Source organism: Pantoea sp. M_10 (assembly GCF_008631515.1).
Classification (GTDB): domain Bacteria; phylum Pseudomonadota; class Gammaproteobacteria; order Enterobacterales; family Enterobacteriaceae; genus Pantoea; species Pantoea anthophila.
In genome coordinates, this window is sequence record NZ_VWUL01000006.1 from 152,868 (window position 1) to 168,949 (window position 16,082).

The window sequence follows — 16,082 nt, forward strand, 5'->3', positions numbered from 1 at the left end:
ATGAAACGTAAGCCATTCTGGCTGGGCTGGATCTGCTCAGTGTTACTGTTGGCCTGCAGCGCGCAGGCCAGTGCCAGCGGCTGGGACACTTTTAAAAGCCGTTTTGTCACCCCTGAAGGGCGGATCATCGACACCGCCAATAACAATGTCAGTCACACCGAAGGTCAGGGGTATGGCATGTTGCTGGCGGTCGCTAACGATGACCGCGCCACTTTTGATCGGCTGTGGCAGTGGACGCGCACCCAGCTGCGTAATCCGCAGACCGAGCTGTTCTACTGGCGCTATGTGCCGGGCAGTGACAACCCGGTTGCCGACAAAAACAACGCCTCGGATGGTGATGTGTTGCTCGCCTGGGCGCTGCAGCGTGCCGCGCAGAAGTGGCAGGCAGAGAGCTATCAGCAGGCCTCTGACCGTATCCAGCGTGCCATCATCCGGCTGGATGTGGCGAATTTTGGCGGGCACACCGTGCTGTTGCCGGGGGCGCAGGGCTTTAACAAAGGCAGCTTTGTGGTGCTGAACCCCTCCTACTTCCTGTTTCAGGCCTGGCATGAGTTTGGCGAGCGCAGCCATCTCCAGGTCTGGGATAAGCTGATCAATGACGGTTTCGATCTGCTGGGTAAGCTGAGCTTTGGGAAAACCGGGCTGCCGCTGGACTGGGTGGCGCTGAATGCTGATGGATCGGTTGCCCCGGCCGTCGGCTATTCCAGCCGCTTCAGCTACGACGCCATTCGCGTGCCGCTGAACATCTGGTGGTATGACCCGCACAGTCTGGCGCTGGTGCCGTTTCAGCGCGTCTGGCAGGGTTACAGCCGGATGCTGACGCCAGCCTGGTTTGACGTGCTGGCGAATACCCCGGCCCCTTACCATCTTGAGGGCGGTCTGCTGGCAGTTCGTGACCTGACGCTGAATGAGACGGGCTATCTGAGCGATACGCTGGCGGCGGATCAGAACTACTTTTCGTCCAGCCTGCAGTTACTGACCTGGCAGGCTTTTCAGGAGAAGCGCTGATTGCTCAGCGCCCTGTTGCGGATAGCAGCGGGTTCATTCCGGTTCAGGCGCGTCGCCGCGCCTGAACCCCTCCATCGCTGCGCTACTGCGGGTAGGCGACCCAGTCGCCGCCGTTAAGCCGGATCCAGGGTTTGCCCTGATACATCATCACCACCGCACCATCATTCTCCGATACGACAGGCGTCTGAGGCAGCTTGTCCGTCAGCACCGACATGTTCACATTCGGCGCATTAAACACCTGACCATCGACCACGCGCGAGACAAGCTCTGAGACAGCCAGCAGGCTGGTTGGTGCATCGATATTCAGGGGCTGTCCCTGATGCGGTGCCTTCATGCCGACAAACTTAATTCCCACCGGCACGTGCGTGATATCGGGGCTGGGGATATCGCGCAGGCCGGACATCTGCATTTTATCGCCCTGCAGCGCGGCACCATGCTCCGGCACCACCAGAACCATCACCCGGCGGCCCGATTTCTCCAGCTGCGTCAGGAAGGCGTCGATCTGGTCAAACAGCAGCTGAGCGCGCGGCTTCCACGGGGCCGTTTTCGTGCTGCCCAGGTCGCGCGTGCCGTCGTGCAGCGGGATCAGATTGTAGAAGGTGGCGCTGCGCGCATCGCTGCTCTTGCTGCGGTCATCCAGCCAGCGCTGCATCACCTGGGCATCGTTAAGCACCGGCGAGCCGTCGAACGAGGTCAGTTCCGGCGCAATACCCGCCTGGGACATCAGCGGAGCCTGAATATCGCCTGACTCGCGTAACTCCTTGAGATAGTTACCGAACACACCGGTATGATCCATCATCAGCTGCTCTTTAAAGCCCAGTTTCGCCAGATTATCGAACAGATAGCAGCGTGAATCGGTGGGCTTATAGAGGTCACTGTGCGAGGTCTGACCGCAGCTGGCGCGCAGCAGGCGAATCCCCGCCGGGCCGCTGTAGCTGGTGGCCGAGTTGAAGTTGGTCAGCATGATGTCGAAGTGCTGCCACAGCGGGTGATTCCGCAGCTGGGATGCATCCATATCAGACCAGGCGAGCGAACAGATATTGATCACCAGAATGTCGAACGGCTGCGAATCGGCTGGCAGGCTGTCAGGGAAGTGGGTGACGCGCTTGCGTTCACTCTCATAAAAGCGGCTGAGCCAGGCGGTCAGGCTGGCGCTAGTGGGGGCAGCCGACTGATCGAGCCCCTCCGGTGCCGCCGCGGGCTGGCTGGCGGCGGCGGGCGTCTGATTCAGAACCACCTGCGGCGTGGCGGCGCGCGTGGGCAGCAGCGACATCGCCGGGCCGGCGATAGTCAGCACGTTGAGCCAGATCATCATCAGCGACACCAGCACGGTGATGCGGATCCAGGGCGAAACAAACAGGTAGATCACCAGCAGCACAAACAGCGCACCTAACATCTGCCAGTTAATAAAACGGTCAGCCAGATCGAGCAGGTAAGCGGCGGAGAAGCCCGCCAGCTGGTCGCCCTGGCTGAGCAGGCTGCTGAGCCCGGGCAGCCAGGTGTCATGCCAGAACAGCCCGATCCCGATGGGGAGGGAGATCCAGTGACGGAGGCGATGCAGGCGCAGCGACGGCAGCGGGAAGAGGAGCCAGGCGAGAAACACCAGATTGCTCAGGGCGTGAAAATTAAGATAGCCGTACCACAGCAGGGCAAACTTCACTAAGAAATAGAAATTCCAGCCGCCCAGGCCGCGCCAGCAGGACCACAAACGGGAAGCGTGGGCCGCAGCGGGTTGATCATTTTTCATTAATGTTGGCATCCGTTTTTGAAGATTGACGCTGCCAGTGCCCCTCAGACTTCAGCGCACGTGCAGGTAACAGGCGATTCAGCAGACCGTTCCAGCGGCGCGGCAGCCACTGCTGCCACACGGGTCTGGCGATCAGCAAAATGAACAGCAGCAGCAGCGCAATCTGCACCCAATCCATCAGGTTCATCAGGACTCTCTCTCCGGCAGTAATGTAATGGGCTGCGGAACCGGGCGCTCCGGCGCGGCCACTGGCGGGATCTCCGCGGGGCGCACCGAATCGGAAACCGGCGTCAGCACCTGCAGCGCCATCGGCGTCATTTTTTTAATGTTGCCGATCTCGGCGAGGATCTGGTTGTCCTCAAACCAGATAATCCGGTTGGCAAACAGCTCATCGTGCGGCAGTGAAAAGATAAATTTCAGCGCTTTATCCAGGTCGTTGTAGCGGCAGGAGGAGAGGAACAGAATCACCCGATCCTCCAGCACCGTGACCAGATCGCCAAAGCGGCGCGGTTTGCAAAGCGTCAGAACCTGCTGAGGGGTGAGCTGCGGCACCGGGCGCAGGGCGACCAGCAGGCCTTTGTCATTTTCCGGCAGCAGGGTGTTGCTGATTAACTGGCTGACCGCCTCACAGAACGCATCCAGGCGCAGATAGCCCTTTTCATGCAGCGGCTGCAGGGAGGCGATCAGCGCATCCAGGCTGGCGGGCACGCGACGACTGAACCGCTGCCCCTGAATCCCTTCGAGCATGGTGAGAAAGCGCGACATCGCTGCCGTGGTGGGCACAATGGTGTTCACGCCGCAGGCCTGCAGCAGGCGCTCATCGCTGTAACGCAGGCTGACGCCCATCTCACGCACCACAATTTTCAGCCCGTTGCCGCGCGCGCGGCGCAGGCTGTGCACCATTTTTGCCAGTTCACCGATCTGTTCACTGTGATTCAGGCTGAAGATCACGGTGGCCGCATGGGCCTGCTGCGCCTGTAACCAGACCTGCTGATTATCATCAAACAGCTGCCACTGGCGGGAAAGCGGCGGCGCGCCTTCAAGCACGCTTTTATCGGCCAGATAGTGTTGCTCATCATTCAGGCTCAGCGGTTCCTGCGTTTCTTTTAACGCAAAGAAATGCGCATCTTCATAGCCCAGACGAAGCGTACGATCGGCAAACAGTCTTTCGCCGGTATACCACCAGCTTATTTGATACAGCCAGCTATCCTGCTCAACGGTTAAATAAGCCAGTCCGTCTATATGACGATAATAACGCTGAAGCGAGCTGGTCTGATTAAAAAGAGTAATACCGGTGGTGACGATGAGAAGTGTAATATTTCGTTTGCGCAACATTCTGCGCATGCGTGTTATCCAGTCACGCAACTCCGCTTCGTTTAATTTATCCCACTGCGCCGTACTGCTGCTGAAGATCACCAGCCCACTTTTATGACTGAGCGTGCGGGATAAATCCCTTTCCAGCTGCAGCAGACTTTTTTTATTTGCCGGCAGAGAAAAGAGCGGGATACGGTCGGGGCCGCCCGTCAGGTCGGGCGTCAGCAGCTCGCGGGGCGGCAGCCCGGCGCTGATGAGCGTGGCGGCATGCTGTTGAGAAATAACCTGTCGAATAAAGGCACACATATCCTGCTGGCGTGCGCAGGTGACCCAATAAAAACCGGGATTTTGCAACGTTATGACTTCAGGCTGAACCTGTCGCAGCCCCAGTGAAAAAGAATTTTTCATATTGAATTCGATATTGTTCCAGCCCAGGCTAGTTTATTATAGTCAGTACAGGTTGTAACCTGACGAATTAAAAATTACTGCGACAGGCCAATTATGCTTTTCTGATAGCGTCCTTATTCTGGAAACCCCTTTTCAGAAAAAAGGCGAAGAGGCCGCTGTCCTCAATCCGACACTGTTTGTTCGTGGCGAAAAATAATGACAAACCCGAATGTTTATACGCCGGTCGCCGTTGAGGGTGGACCTCATGATGATATCAGCGCACTGCGTGACGCCTTTTCTCTGCACGCGTTCCGTTATATCGATATTGCCCGCGAAGAACGGCTGGCAGAGATCGTATCGCGCTGGCCATTATTAACCGAAACCGTTGCCGCACAGCCGGAGCCGCATCGCTGATGGCGCTGATGGCACTTCAGGGCATCCGGGGCGGTGTCGGCACCTCCTCTCTCTGCGCGGGCCTCGGCTGGGCGCTGTCGGCACTGGGTGAACAGGTTCTGCTGATTGATGGCTCGCCGGTCAGCCAGCTCGGCATGCATTTTAATCTGCCGGTGCAGGCGGAGCAGGGCTGGATGCAGGCGCTGTGTCACGGCGGCGACTGGCTGCAGAGCGCCCGGCGCTATCCGCAGGGGCCGGATCTGCTCCCCTATGGTCAGCTCTCCGCTTCCGCCTCCGCTGCGGTTCAGGACAGCACGATTGCTGCCCCGCTGCTGGCGGCGCTACCGGCGCTGCGGGCGCGCTACGGCTGGATAATTTTTGATCTGCCCGCCGAAAGCGCGCCGTGGCATGCGGCGCTCTATGCGCAGCTGGATGGCCTGCTCGGCATCATTACGCCCGATGCGAACTGCCATTTGCGCCTGAGTCAGCAACGCTTTCCTGCGGCGACCCGTTTTCTGATCAACCAGTTCAACGCCAACAGCCGCCTGCAGCAGGATCTGCATCAGCTCTGGATGGCGTCGCTGAATCCGCTGATCCCGCTGCTGATCCACCGTGATGAAGCGCTGTCAGAAGCGCTGATGATGAAGCAGCCGGTCGGAGAATACCGGCCCCACGCGCTGGTCAGCGAAGAGCTCACCACCCTGGCGAACTGGCTGCTGCTTCATCTGAAAGGCGATCGCGTATGAACCCGCTGCGCTGGCTGCTGACCCGACCCGCCTGGCTGGCGTTGCAGCGTCGCTACAGCACCGCCCGGAACAACGGAGCATCCCGCTTCGCCAGCGCGCTGCATCTCTTCTGGTGCGGGCTGGCCGTGACGCTGTTGCGGCTGGAGGCACCGGGCTGGCAGCAGATTATTCAGCAGCGCCGCCGCCTCTATCCGCATATTTCGCCCGAACGCCCGCAGCCGCTTGATCCTGTGCGCTATCTGATCCAGACGCTCTGGCTGGTGTTTATCCTGCCGGGTGATGGCCGCCGCCGCGTGAACGGCTTCGCCACGCTGGCTGGCTGGCGGCAGCGGGTCTATCGCTGGCTCGACAGGCGTGGCAGGCAGGCAGAGGCGCAGGGGCTGGGCGCGCGGGCGGAAAAACGGCTGAAGAGACTGCCGCCCCTGCTGCGTTACGCTCTCCTGGCCGGGATGGGCGTGATCGCGTCGGTACTGGCGCTGCTCTGTATCAGCCAGCCCTTTGACCTGCTGACGCAGTTTATCTTTGTGCTGCTGCTCTGGAGTCTGGCGATGGTGGTGCGGCGCGTGCCGGGCCGCTTACCGACCATGATGCTGATCGTCCTGTCGCTGACCGTATCCTGCCGCTATCTCTGGTGGCGTTACACCTCGACACTCAACTGGGATGACCCGCTCAGCCTGGTGCTGGGTCTGCTGCTGATCGCCGCCGAAACCTATGCCTGGGTGGTGCTGGTGCTGGGCTATTTCCAGACGCTATGGCCGCTCAACCGTCAGCCGGTTTCGATGCCTGCCGATCGTGCGCTGTGGCCGTCGGTGGATCTGCTGGTTCCGACCTATAACGAACCGCTCAGTGTGGTCAGGCCGACGCTTTACGCCGCGCTGGGTATCGACTGGCCGAAAGATCGGCTTAACATCTATCTGCTGGACGATGGCAACCGGCCCGAATTTCGCGCGTTCGCCGCCAGCATTGGCGTTAACTATGTGGTGCGTCCCTCGAATGAACACGCCAAAGCGGGCAACATCAACCATGCGCTGAAAAAGCACTGCCGCAGCGACTTCGTGTCGATCTTTGACTGCGACCATGTGCCGACGCGCGCCTTTTTGCAGATGACCATGGGCTGGTTTATCAAAGATCCCCGGCTGGCCATGCTGCAGACGCCGCACCACTTCTTTTCGCCCGATCCGTTTGAGCGCAATCTGGGCCGTTTTCGCCGCACGCCGAATGAGGGATCACTCTTTTACGGCCTGGTTCAGGATGGCAACGATACCTGGGATGCGACCTTCTTCTGCGGCTCGTGCGCCATTCTGCGCCGCACCGCGCTGGAGGAGATTGGCGGCATCGCGGTCGAAACCGTAACGGAAGATGCGCATACCTCGCTGCGCCTGCACCGGCTGGGTTACACCTCGGCCTATATCCGTATTCCTCAGGCCGCCGGACTGGCGACCGAGAGCCTGTCAGCGCATATCGGACAGCGAATCCGCTGGGCACGCGGCATGGTGCAGATCTTCCGTCTGGATAACCCCCTGTTCGGTAAAGGGCTTAAGTGGGTGCAGCGACTCTGTTATGCCAACGCCATGCTGCACTTTCTCTCCGGCATTCCGCGGCTGATCTTCCTGCTGGCTCCGCTGGCGTTTCTGCTCTGCCACGCCTACATCATCTACGCGCCCGCGCTGGCCATCGCGGTCTATGTACTGCCCCACATGCTGCACACCAGCCTGACCAACTCGCGTATTCAGGGGCGCTGGCGACACTCGTTCTGGAGTGAAGTCTACGAAACGGTGCTGGCATGGTATATCGCCCTGCCCACGACCGTTGCGCTGATCAATCCCCACAAAGGCAAGTTTAACGTCACCGCCAAAGGCGGGCTGGTTGAGAAGCGGCATCTGGACTGGGTCATCACCCGGCCTTATATGCTGCTGGTGTTGCTTAACCTGGCGGGGGTAGGGATGGCGTTCTGGCGCATGCAGCACGGCCCGGCCAACGAGGTGTTAACGGTTTGGGTCAGCCTGGTGTGGGTCATCTACAACATGGTGATTCTGGGGGGCGCGGTAGCGGTCTCGGTTGAAGCCCGGCAGATCCGTGAGGCCCATCGCGTGGAGATTGCGATGCCTGCCGCCATTGCGCGCGAAAACGGCCACATGCTGCCCTGCACGCTGCGGGACTACTCCGATGGCGGGGTGGGTCTGGAGCTGCGCGAGCCGGATGCGTTGCGGGAGGATGAAAAGGTCTGGCTGCTGCTGCGTCGCGGTCAGCAGGAGTTCAGCTTCCCCTGTACGGTGCAGCGCGTCTTTGGCCGTCGGGCGGGCGTTCGCCTTGAGTCCCTGACCACCCGGCAGCACATCGATTTTATCCAGTGTACCTTCGCCCGTGCCGATACCTGGGCGTTGTGGCAGGACGGTTTCCCGGAAGATAAACCGGTGCAGAGCCTCACCGATATCATGATCCTCGGCTTCAAAGGTTATCTGCGCCTGGCGGAATATGGTCCGCCGCAGTTACGTCGGTTGTTTAACCTGCTTACCGCTGGGGTAAGCTGGCTGGCTTCGCTGTTGCCGCAAGGCATCGGACGCGTGCCCGCCTCAAAAAATCTGCATTGAGTTGATGATATGACGACAACGAGAATAAACAGGTGGGTCGCTGCGCTGTTGCTGGGTTCCGCAACATTAAGCTGCGCTGCAGCAGAGGAAAATGCACCGGTCAGCGCGGCCGGAGAGACGGCGCAGCAGGCCGTGCCGCAGCCGTCGGCTGCGCCGCTGCGAAACAGCCAGCTGAGCTTTGCTAAGCTGGCACCGCCGCCAGGCAGCATGACGCTGCGCGGAACGCGCACCACCGGGCAGATTGAGTTTGGGGTGCGCAGCGATGAAGTCGTCACGAGTGCTATGCTGAACCTCAGCTATCGGCCATCGCCTGCGCTGCTGCCGACCCTGTCGCAGCTGAAGATCTATCTCAACGATGAGCTGGTGAGCCTGATTACCCTGACGCCGGAGCAGATTGGCAAAGAGAATCAGACGCAGCTGGCGCTGGACCCCCGGTTTATCGCCGATTTTAACCGCGTCCGCTTTGAGCTGGTCGGTCACTACGCCAACATCTGTGAAAACCCGGCCAACAGCACCATCTGGCTCGATATCGGTAAAGCCAGCAGCCTGGATCTGACGCTGCAAAAGCTGCCGCTGAAAAATGACCTGTCACACTTCCCGGAGCCTTTTTTTGATGCGCGCGACACGCGGCCGCTGACCCTGCCGATGGTGTTTGCCGCCCAGCCCGATGTCGCGCAGCAGCGGGCCGCCGCCATCCTCGCCTCCTGGTTTGGCAGCAAAGCCGCCTGGCGCGGCCAGCGCTTCCCGGTCCTCTACAACCAGCTGCCGCAGCAAAAGCACGCGGTGGTGTTTGCCACCAACGATGCGCGCCCGGCATTCCTGAAAGATCTGCCGCCGGTGAGCAAACCGACCGTAGAGATCGTCAGTCAGCCTGACAATCCCTATGCGAAAATGCTGCTGATTCTGGGCCGCAACGACGACGACCTGCTGACGGCCGTGCAGGGCATTGCGCAGGGCGAGTTACTGCTGCGGGGCGATACCTCCACCATTGATCGCGTCACGCTGCTGGCCCAGCGCCAACCTTATGATGCGCCAAACTGGGTACGCACCGATCGCCGCACGACCTTTGCCGAGCTGACGCAATATGAAAATCAGTTACAGTCTGACGGTCTGCAGCCTAATCCGATCAGCCTGACGCTGAATCTGCCACCCGATCTCTTCCTGGTGCGGGCGCGCGGTATCGATATGGATCTGAACTATCGTTACACCTCGCCCACCCAGCCGGACGGCTCCAGGCTGGCGGTCAACCTGAACAATCAGTTCATTCAGGACTACCCGCTGCAGCCGAAAAACACGGCCGGACAGCAGCTGCTGCACCTTCCCCTGCTGCAGGGAACGACAGACAAGAGTCATGAGCTGAAAATCCCGGCGCTCCGTCTGGGCGTAATGAATCAGCTGCGTTTCGATTTCGACTATGCCACCACCTTTATGGGGGGCACGGCGGACGGACGCTGCGAAACCGTCACCCCGGTGAGCAATCATGTGGTGGTGGACGACAACTCCAGCATCGACTTCTCCGGTTATCGCCACTACATCGAAATGCCGTCGCTGCAGACCTGGGCGAATGCCGGCTTCCCGTTCAGCCGCTACGCCGATCTCTCCCAGACGCTGGTGCTGGTTCAGCCGGATCCGGATGCGCAGCAGGTCGCTACCCTGCTGAATGCGGTGGGCAATATCGGCGCGCAGACCGGGTATCCGGCGCTGCGCGTGCAGCTTACCGACGACTGGCGCACGGCGCAGAAGCAGGACGCGGATCTGCTGCTGATCGGCGACATCCCCAAAGATCTTCAGGACGACCGCCGGATCAGCGCGCTGGTTGACGCCACCGCCAGCTGGCTGAAAACCCCGGCGCGACGGGCATCTTTGCCGGCTCAGACCCTCAGCGAGGCGGAACGCAGCGCAGAAAGCACCACCGCCATCGGCTCCCGGGGTCCGCTGGCCACGGTGATTGGTTTCCAGTCGCCGTTCTACGATCAGCGCAGTGTGGTTGCGCTGCTCGCCGATGGCAGTCCGCGCAGCTGGCAGCTGCTTGATGAGGCGCTGGCTGACAGCGGCAAGCGTGCGGCCATCTCAGGCTCTACGGCAATTGTCCGTGAGTCGGGTGTGAACAGTCTGCGTGTCGGCGAGACCTACTATGTGGGCCACCTCCCCTGGTGGGAGCGGCTCTGGGCCGCGCTGGCTACCCATCCTTTCTGGCTGGCGCTCTGCTCGGTGGGTGTCGTGGTGCTGTTTGCCATGCTGGTCTGGCGTCTGATGCGCCTTATCTCGCGCCGCCGTCTGCTTGATGATGAAGATGAATAAGTCGCTTCTGCTGCGGGCAGGTGTACTGCTCGGCCTGCTGGGTGCGCTGCCGGGGCAGGCTGCGCCTGTCGCCGGTCCGCAGGTTTCACCGGTTGACTGGCTGCTGACCCAGGTGCGCATCGGCGAATCGACCAACAAGTATGAGCTGGTGCAGCAGTCGCTCTACCGGCTGGAGAAGATTGACCCGGAGAATCCCCAGGTGCTGGCGGCGCGTCTGCGACTGGCGCTGCATCAGGGCGATCTCACCACCGCACAGACCCTGCTGGATCAGCTCAACCGGCTGGCGCCCGACTCCGCTGCGGCGCGGGAATCTGCCGCCGGCCTGCGCATGATGTCGTCTGACGGACGGCAGCAACTGCAGCAGGCGCGGCTGCTTGCCACCTCAGGACGACTGGCGGAGGCGAAAAGCGCCTACGATGCCCTGTTTAGCGGCGTCTTCCCCGATCCCAATATTGCCCTGGAGTACTGGCGGCTGGTGGCGCGCCTTCCCGGCCAGGAGGATCTGGCCTGGCAACAGCTTCAGGTGCTGGAGCAGCGCTATCCTGGCAACGTCGGGGTCGGATTACAGATCGCCCGCATGGCCTTTACGCGTCAGCAGCCGGAGCAGGCAATTACACAGCTGAAGCGGCTGGCGGAGCGCGGCGGCGGGCGTGAGGCCGCCGCCGGCCTCTGGCTGCAGCAGATCACTGACCAGCCGGTCAGCGACAGCAGCGTGGCGCAGCTGAAGGCCTATCTGGCGGTATTTACCGACGGCGAGCCTCATCAGCAGGGTGTGGAGGCGTTATCGAAGCAGCAGAGTCAGCTGGCCGATCCCGCCTATCGTGACCGGATGCAGGCGCTGGCGCGGGTCGATGCCGGTAACGCTGACAGCGCCATGCGCGCCCTCGAACGGGCGCTGAAGAGCAATCCCGGGGATGCCGAACTGATGGGCGCAATGGGGCAGATTCAGGCCCGCGCGGGCCATCGTGAGGTGGCCATTCGCTGGCTGGAGCGCGCGATTCAGGCGGGTCAGCAGAGCACGCTGATAGGCAAATGGCAGTCGCTGCTGCAGACCAGTCATTACTGGCTGGCGATAGAGCAGGGCGATAAAGCGCTGGCGCAGCACGATATCGACGGGGCTGAAAAGGCCTACCGCGCGGCGCAAGCCTATGACAGCAGTGACAGCTACGCCCTGATTGGTCTGGGTGATGTGGCGATGGCGCGCAACGATGCCCCCGGCGCTGAACGGTTCTGGCAAAAAGCGCGCCGGCTGGATGGCACCAATATCACCGCGGTGCGGCGGCTGGCAGGGCTGTACCGGACGGTATCGCCCGCCCGCGAGATGGCGTTTATCGATACGCTGCCCGCCGACCAGCAGCGCGCACTGGCCGACACGATTCGCACGCTGCGCAGCGACAGCCTGCGTGCGGAGGCCGATGCGCTGGCGCAGCAGGCGCGCTGGCCCCAGGCCGCCGATCGCTATCGCCAGGCACTGGCGCTGACGCCGGATGACGTCTGGCTCAGCTACCGGCTGGCGGGAGCGCTGCGTAACAGCGGTCGTGCGCAGCAGGCGGAGGCGGTGATGCGCGGCGTAGCGCAGCAGCACCCGCAGGATAGCACCGCGCTCTACGCCGCCGCCCTCTGGTTCTCGGGCAACGATAACGCTGCTGAGGCCAGCGCCACGCTGCATCGTCTGCCGGAAGCACAATGGAGCAGCGATATGCGTCAGCTGGCTGACCGCCTGACGCAGGATCAGCGCTTTGCCGAGGCCGATGCCCTGCGCGAGGCGGGCGATGAGCCTGCCGCAATCGCGCTGCTTCGGCAGCAGCCGGATTCCAGCCGCCGCGATCTGACCCTGGCCGACTGGGCGCTGGCGCGGGGGGACGCGCAGCAGGCGCTGCAGGGGTATCAGCAGGTGCTGTCGCGCCAGGCGGACAACCGCGATGCGGCGCTGGGACGGATTGAGGCGCTGGTGGCGCTGCAGCGCAACGGCGAAGCCCGTCAGTCGCTGGAGACGCTGCCGCCGCAGCAGAGCACGCTGAATGCGGATCGCCGCGCGGCGCTGGCGTGGCAGGCAGTCGGTGAAACCACGCGGGCCGCGGCGCTGTTGACCGATCTGAAACAGCGTGCCGCCTCGCTGCCCCCTTCGCAGGATAAAGCGCTGGTCTATCGGGATGCAGCACGGCTGGAAGGGGTGCAGCAGCAGCCTGAACAGGCACTGGCAGACTATCGTCAGGCGATGACGGCCAGCGGCATCGGGAGCAGTGGCAATATCAGCCGCGCAACCCGCAACGATCCCCAGGATGACTGGCTGAAGCGCAGCCTGCGCAGCGACACGGCCGATCTCTACCGTCAGCAGCAGACCACGCTCACGGTGCAGCAGGACTATTCACGCAACAGCGGCACCGGCGGCATCTCCGATTTTACGGCGCACACCACCATGCTGCAGGCGGAACATCCGTTTGCCGATGGCCGGGGCTTTTTCCGTCTTGATCGGGTGGATGTCTCCGCAGGCACCTTTGCCACCCGGAACGGCAGCATCGACGCCCTGTTTGGCAGCTGCGACGATGCCAATTCTGGCGGCTGTAATCGTGACAACCGCCAGCGCGATAGCGGGACGGCGCTGGCCGCGGGCTGGCATAACGCGACCTGGTCCGCTGACCTCGGTACCACGCCGCTGGGTTTTGAAGTCACGAACTGGACCGGCGGCCTGAGCTGGAAAACCGATGTGAAACAGCTCGGCGTCACACTGACGGCCTCACGCAGGCCGATCGCCAGTTCGCTGCTCTCCTATGCCGGGACGCGCGATCCCGCAGCCAGCGGCGGCAAAAGCTGGGGCGGCGTGGTGGCCACCGGCGGCAGCATCGGGCTGAGTTACGATCAGGGCGGCGCGCATGGCGTCTGGGGCGACATCAGTGCGCATCAGATCACCGGCAAAAATGTCGCCGATAACAGCCGCGAGCGCCTGATGGGCGGCTATTACTATAAGCTCATCAACAGTGACAACCGCCGGGCGACCGTCGGGCTGAACAGCATGCTCTGGCACTATCAGAAGGATCTCAGCGATTACACCTTCGGCCAGGGCGGCTACTACAGCCCGCAGCAGTATCTCTCTTTTTCCGTGCCGGTCACCTGGCGGCAGCGGACGGAGAACTGGTCGTTTGATCTGGGCGGCTCTGTCTCCTGGTCCCATTCGCAAACCCATGCCCAGCAGCGCTATCCGGTTAATCCGGGCTATACCCTTGCCAGTAACCCCTCTTCTGCCAGCAGTTCCGGCGGCGGTACCGGCTATACGCTGCAGGCAGTGATTGAGCGACGGCTGACGTCGAACTGGTTTATCGGTGCCGGTGTGGATATCCAGCAGGCGAAGGATTACACCCCGAGTCATGGTCTGCTTTATGTGCGCTATGCTGCCGGTGGCTGGGAAGGGGACCTGGATATGCCGCCACAGCCGCTGACCCCTTACGCGGATTTTAAATAATCCTGACCGGGAAAAAGCCGGACTTTTCAGACGGTAAAAAAGTCAGTTTATGGGATATACTGGCTGGCATTGTACTGTCTGCTATCTGGGCTTTTTTCATCGTCAGGAGAGAATTTTTTGCGCGTAAGCCGGTCACTTACGATAAAGCAGATGGCGACGGTTTCGCTGGTTGCGGTTATCACCATCAGTATTTTTATCGTCATCCAACTGTTTCATTTTGTGCAGCAGCGCAGGATTGACTACGCCCAGCAGATGGAGAATATCGCCCACACCGTTCGTCAGCCGCTATCGGAAGCGGTGCTGCGGGCCGATATCCCCCGGGCCGAACACATTCTTCACTCTCTGAAACCGGCCGGTATCCTGTCGCGCGCCGATGTGGTGCTGCCCAATGCGTTTCAGGCGCTGCATGCTGACTTTGAGACAGAAAAACCGGTGCCGCGTCTGGTGGCCCGCCTGTTTGAGCTGCCGGTGCAGATTACGCTGCCGCTCTACTCGATAGAAAATACCAGAATGCCAAAACCGCTGGCTTATCTGGTGCTGCAGGCGAACTCAACGCGCGTCTACCAGTTTATTCTCAGCACGCTCTCGACCATGATCATCACCTATCTGCTGCTGGCGCTGATCCTCTCCGTGGCGATCAGCTGGTGCATCAACCGGCTGGTGGTGCATCCGCTGCGTCATCTCTCGCGCGAGCTGCAGGAGCTGCCGCCGCAGGCGATTCTGACCCATAAACTCTCCCTGCCGCACAGCCATCACGATGACGAGATCGGCATGCTGGTGCGCAGCTACAACCGCAATCAGCAGGTGCTGGAGTCGATTCATGATGAGATGAGCCGGCTGACCACCCACTTCCCGGTCACCGACCTGCCCAACCGCACCCTGTTCCTGGCGCTGGTCGAACAGTTCATGTGCAATCCTGACCGGTCGCTGGGTCTGATGGTGATCCGCATTGAAACCCTGCAGGAAGCCAACGGCATACTCAGCGATGAGCAGCGCGACACGCTGATGCTGACGCTGGTGGAGAAGATCCGCCATACGCTGGATGACCACACCCTGCTGGCGCAGACCGGCGTCAGCGATTTTGTCCTGCTGATGAAGCGCGCCAGTAATCCGTTCCGCGCCCTGCGTCTGGCGCGCAATCTGATGATTCGCCTTAATCAGCCGGTCAGCCTGCACCAGCTGCAGCTGCGCCCTAACGTCAGCATCGGTCTGGCGCTGCGCGACGATCAGCCGCTGAGCGCCAGTGAACTGCTGGACAGGGCGATCTCGGCGATGATGTCGGCCCGTCATCAGGGCAAAAATCAGATCCTCTTCTTTGACGCCGCGCTGACCGAGCGCGCGCAGAAACGCCTGACCCAGGAGCATGACATTCTGCAGGGTCTGCACGATGAGCAGTTTGCTCTCTACCTGCAACCGCAGGTCGATATGCGCACCGGGGCACTGGCGGGCGCGGAAGCGCTGCTGCGTATGCGCCAGCCGGATGGCAGTTACGGCCTGACGGAAGAGTTTATCGCCAGCGCCGAAGAGATAGGCGTGATTAGCGCAGTGGGACGCTGGGTATTTGAAGAGGCGTGCCGCATTCTGGCTGGCTGGCAGCGGCAGGGTATGATGCTGCCGCTGAGCGTGAATATCTCTGCGGTACAGTTGCGCGATACGGGCGTGGTCTCCCATCTGCAGTCTCTGCTGACCCGTCACCGCATCGCCCCTGGCACTTTTGTGCTGGAAGTGACTGAAACGGCGCATCTGGATGATGCAGAACAGGCGATAGCGATGCTGCGACTGTTGCAGCAGGCCGGGGTGGCGGTGGCGCTGGATGATTTCGGCATGGGCTACTCCAATCTCAACTATCTGCATCAGCTGAAAGCGTTGCCGGTCAACAAGCTGAAGATGGATCGCAGCTTTGTGGCGGCGCTGCCGGATGACGACACCATGGTCTGCATCGTGGCGGCTATCGCCGAGATTATCCACCTTGAGGTGATTGCCGAGGGCGTGGAAACCGCGGAGCAGCGTGACTGGCTGCTGGCGCGCGGCATTCACATCGGGCAGGGCTACCTCTACGCGGAAGCGCTGCCTCTGACCCGATTCAATCAGGCCTGGATAGAAAACTCCTCACTGCCGCAATAATTGCCTGATTC

Annotated in this window: 10 protein-coding genes; 7 read left to right on the forward strand and 3 right to left on the reverse strand. The window is 61.4% G+C overall.

Features of this window, described 5'->3' with window-relative positions:
* Complete coding sequence (locus F3I47_RS16955; RefSeq protein WP_150029917.1) at positions 1–1,008, forward strand: glycosyl hydrolase family 8; 1,008 nt, start codon at positions 1–3, stop codon at positions 1,006–1,008.
* A gap of 82 nt (positions 1,009–1,090) precedes the next feature.
* Here the strand turns inward: F3I47_RS16955 and bcsG are convergent, their stop codons facing one another.
* The 3 genes from bcsG to bcsE are packed head-to-tail and all read right to left on the reverse strand — an operon-like array spanning position 1,091 to position 4,477.
* On the reverse strand, positions 1,091–2,755 hold the full coding sequence (gene bcsG / locus F3I47_RS16960; RefSeq protein ID WP_111208633.1) for a cellulose biosynthesis protein BcsG: 1,665 nt from the start codon (positions 2,753–2,755) through the stop codon (positions 1,091–1,093).
* On the reverse strand, positions 2,745–2,942 hold the full coding sequence (locus F3I47_RS16965) for a cellulose biosynthesis protein BcsF (RefSeq protein ID WP_009088386.1): 198 nt from the start codon (positions 2,940–2,942) through the stop codon (positions 2,745–2,747). The genes bcsG and F3I47_RS16965 overlap by 11 nt, the downstream gene beginning before the upstream one ends.
* Positions 2,942–4,477 (reverse strand): cellulose biosynthesis protein BcsE, encoded by a 1,536-nt coding sequence (bcsE, locus tag F3I47_RS16970; RefSeq protein ID WP_150029916.1) that lies wholly within the window; start codon positions 4,475–4,477, stop codon positions 2,942–2,944. The genes F3I47_RS16965 and bcsE overlap by 1 nt, the downstream gene beginning before the upstream one ends.
* 195 nt (positions 4,478–4,672) lie before the next feature.
* On the opposite strand from bcsE, the gene bcsR reads away from it, so the two are divergent.
* The 6 genes from bcsR to hmsP all read left to right on the forward strand — a co-directional run bounded on the left by bcsR (position 4,673) and on the right by hmsP (position 16,071).
* Positions 4,673–4,870, forward strand: coding sequence for a cellulose biosynthesis protein BcsR (gene bcsR / locus F3I47_RS16975; protein WP_150029915.1), 198 nt, complete (start codon positions 4,673–4,675; stop codon positions 4,868–4,870).
* Positions 4,870–5,595 carry a cellulose biosynthesis protein BcsQ gene (gene bcsQ, locus F3I47_RS16980; protein WP_150029914.1) on the forward strand — a complete coding sequence of 242 codons (726 nt, stop codon included), beginning with the start codon at positions 4,870–4,872 and terminating at the stop codon, positions 5,593–5,595. Before bcsR ends, bcsQ begins: the two co-directional genes overlap by 1 nt.
* Positions 5,592–8,186 carry a UDP-forming cellulose synthase catalytic subunit gene (gene bcsA / locus F3I47_RS16985; protein ID WP_009088393.1) on the forward strand — a complete coding sequence of 865 codons (2,595 nt, stop codon included), beginning with the start codon at positions 5,592–5,594 and terminating at the stop codon, positions 8,184–8,186. Before bcsQ ends, bcsA begins: the two co-directional genes overlap by 4 nt.
* 9 nt (positions 8,187–8,195) lie before the next feature.
* Complete coding sequence (gene bcsB / locus F3I47_RS16990) at positions 8,196–10,487, forward strand: cellulose biosynthesis cyclic di-GMP-binding regulatory protein BcsB (RefSeq protein ID WP_150029913.1); 2,292 nt, start codon at positions 8,196–8,198, stop codon at positions 10,485–10,487.
* Positions 10,480–13,947, forward strand: coding sequence for a cellulose synthase complex outer membrane protein BcsC (bcsC, locus tag F3I47_RS16995; protein WP_150029912.1), 3,468 nt, complete (start codon positions 10,480–10,482; stop codon positions 13,945–13,947). The genes bcsB and bcsC overlap by 8 nt, the downstream gene beginning before the upstream one ends.
* A gap of 117 nt (positions 13,948–14,064) precedes the next feature.
* Positions 14,065–16,071, forward strand: a complete 2,007-nt coding sequence (gene hmsP / locus F3I47_RS17000; RefSeq protein ID WP_033736127.1) for a biofilm formation regulator HmsP — start codon at positions 14,065–14,067, stop codon at positions 16,069–16,071.
* Positions 16,072–16,082 lie beyond the last annotated feature (11 nt).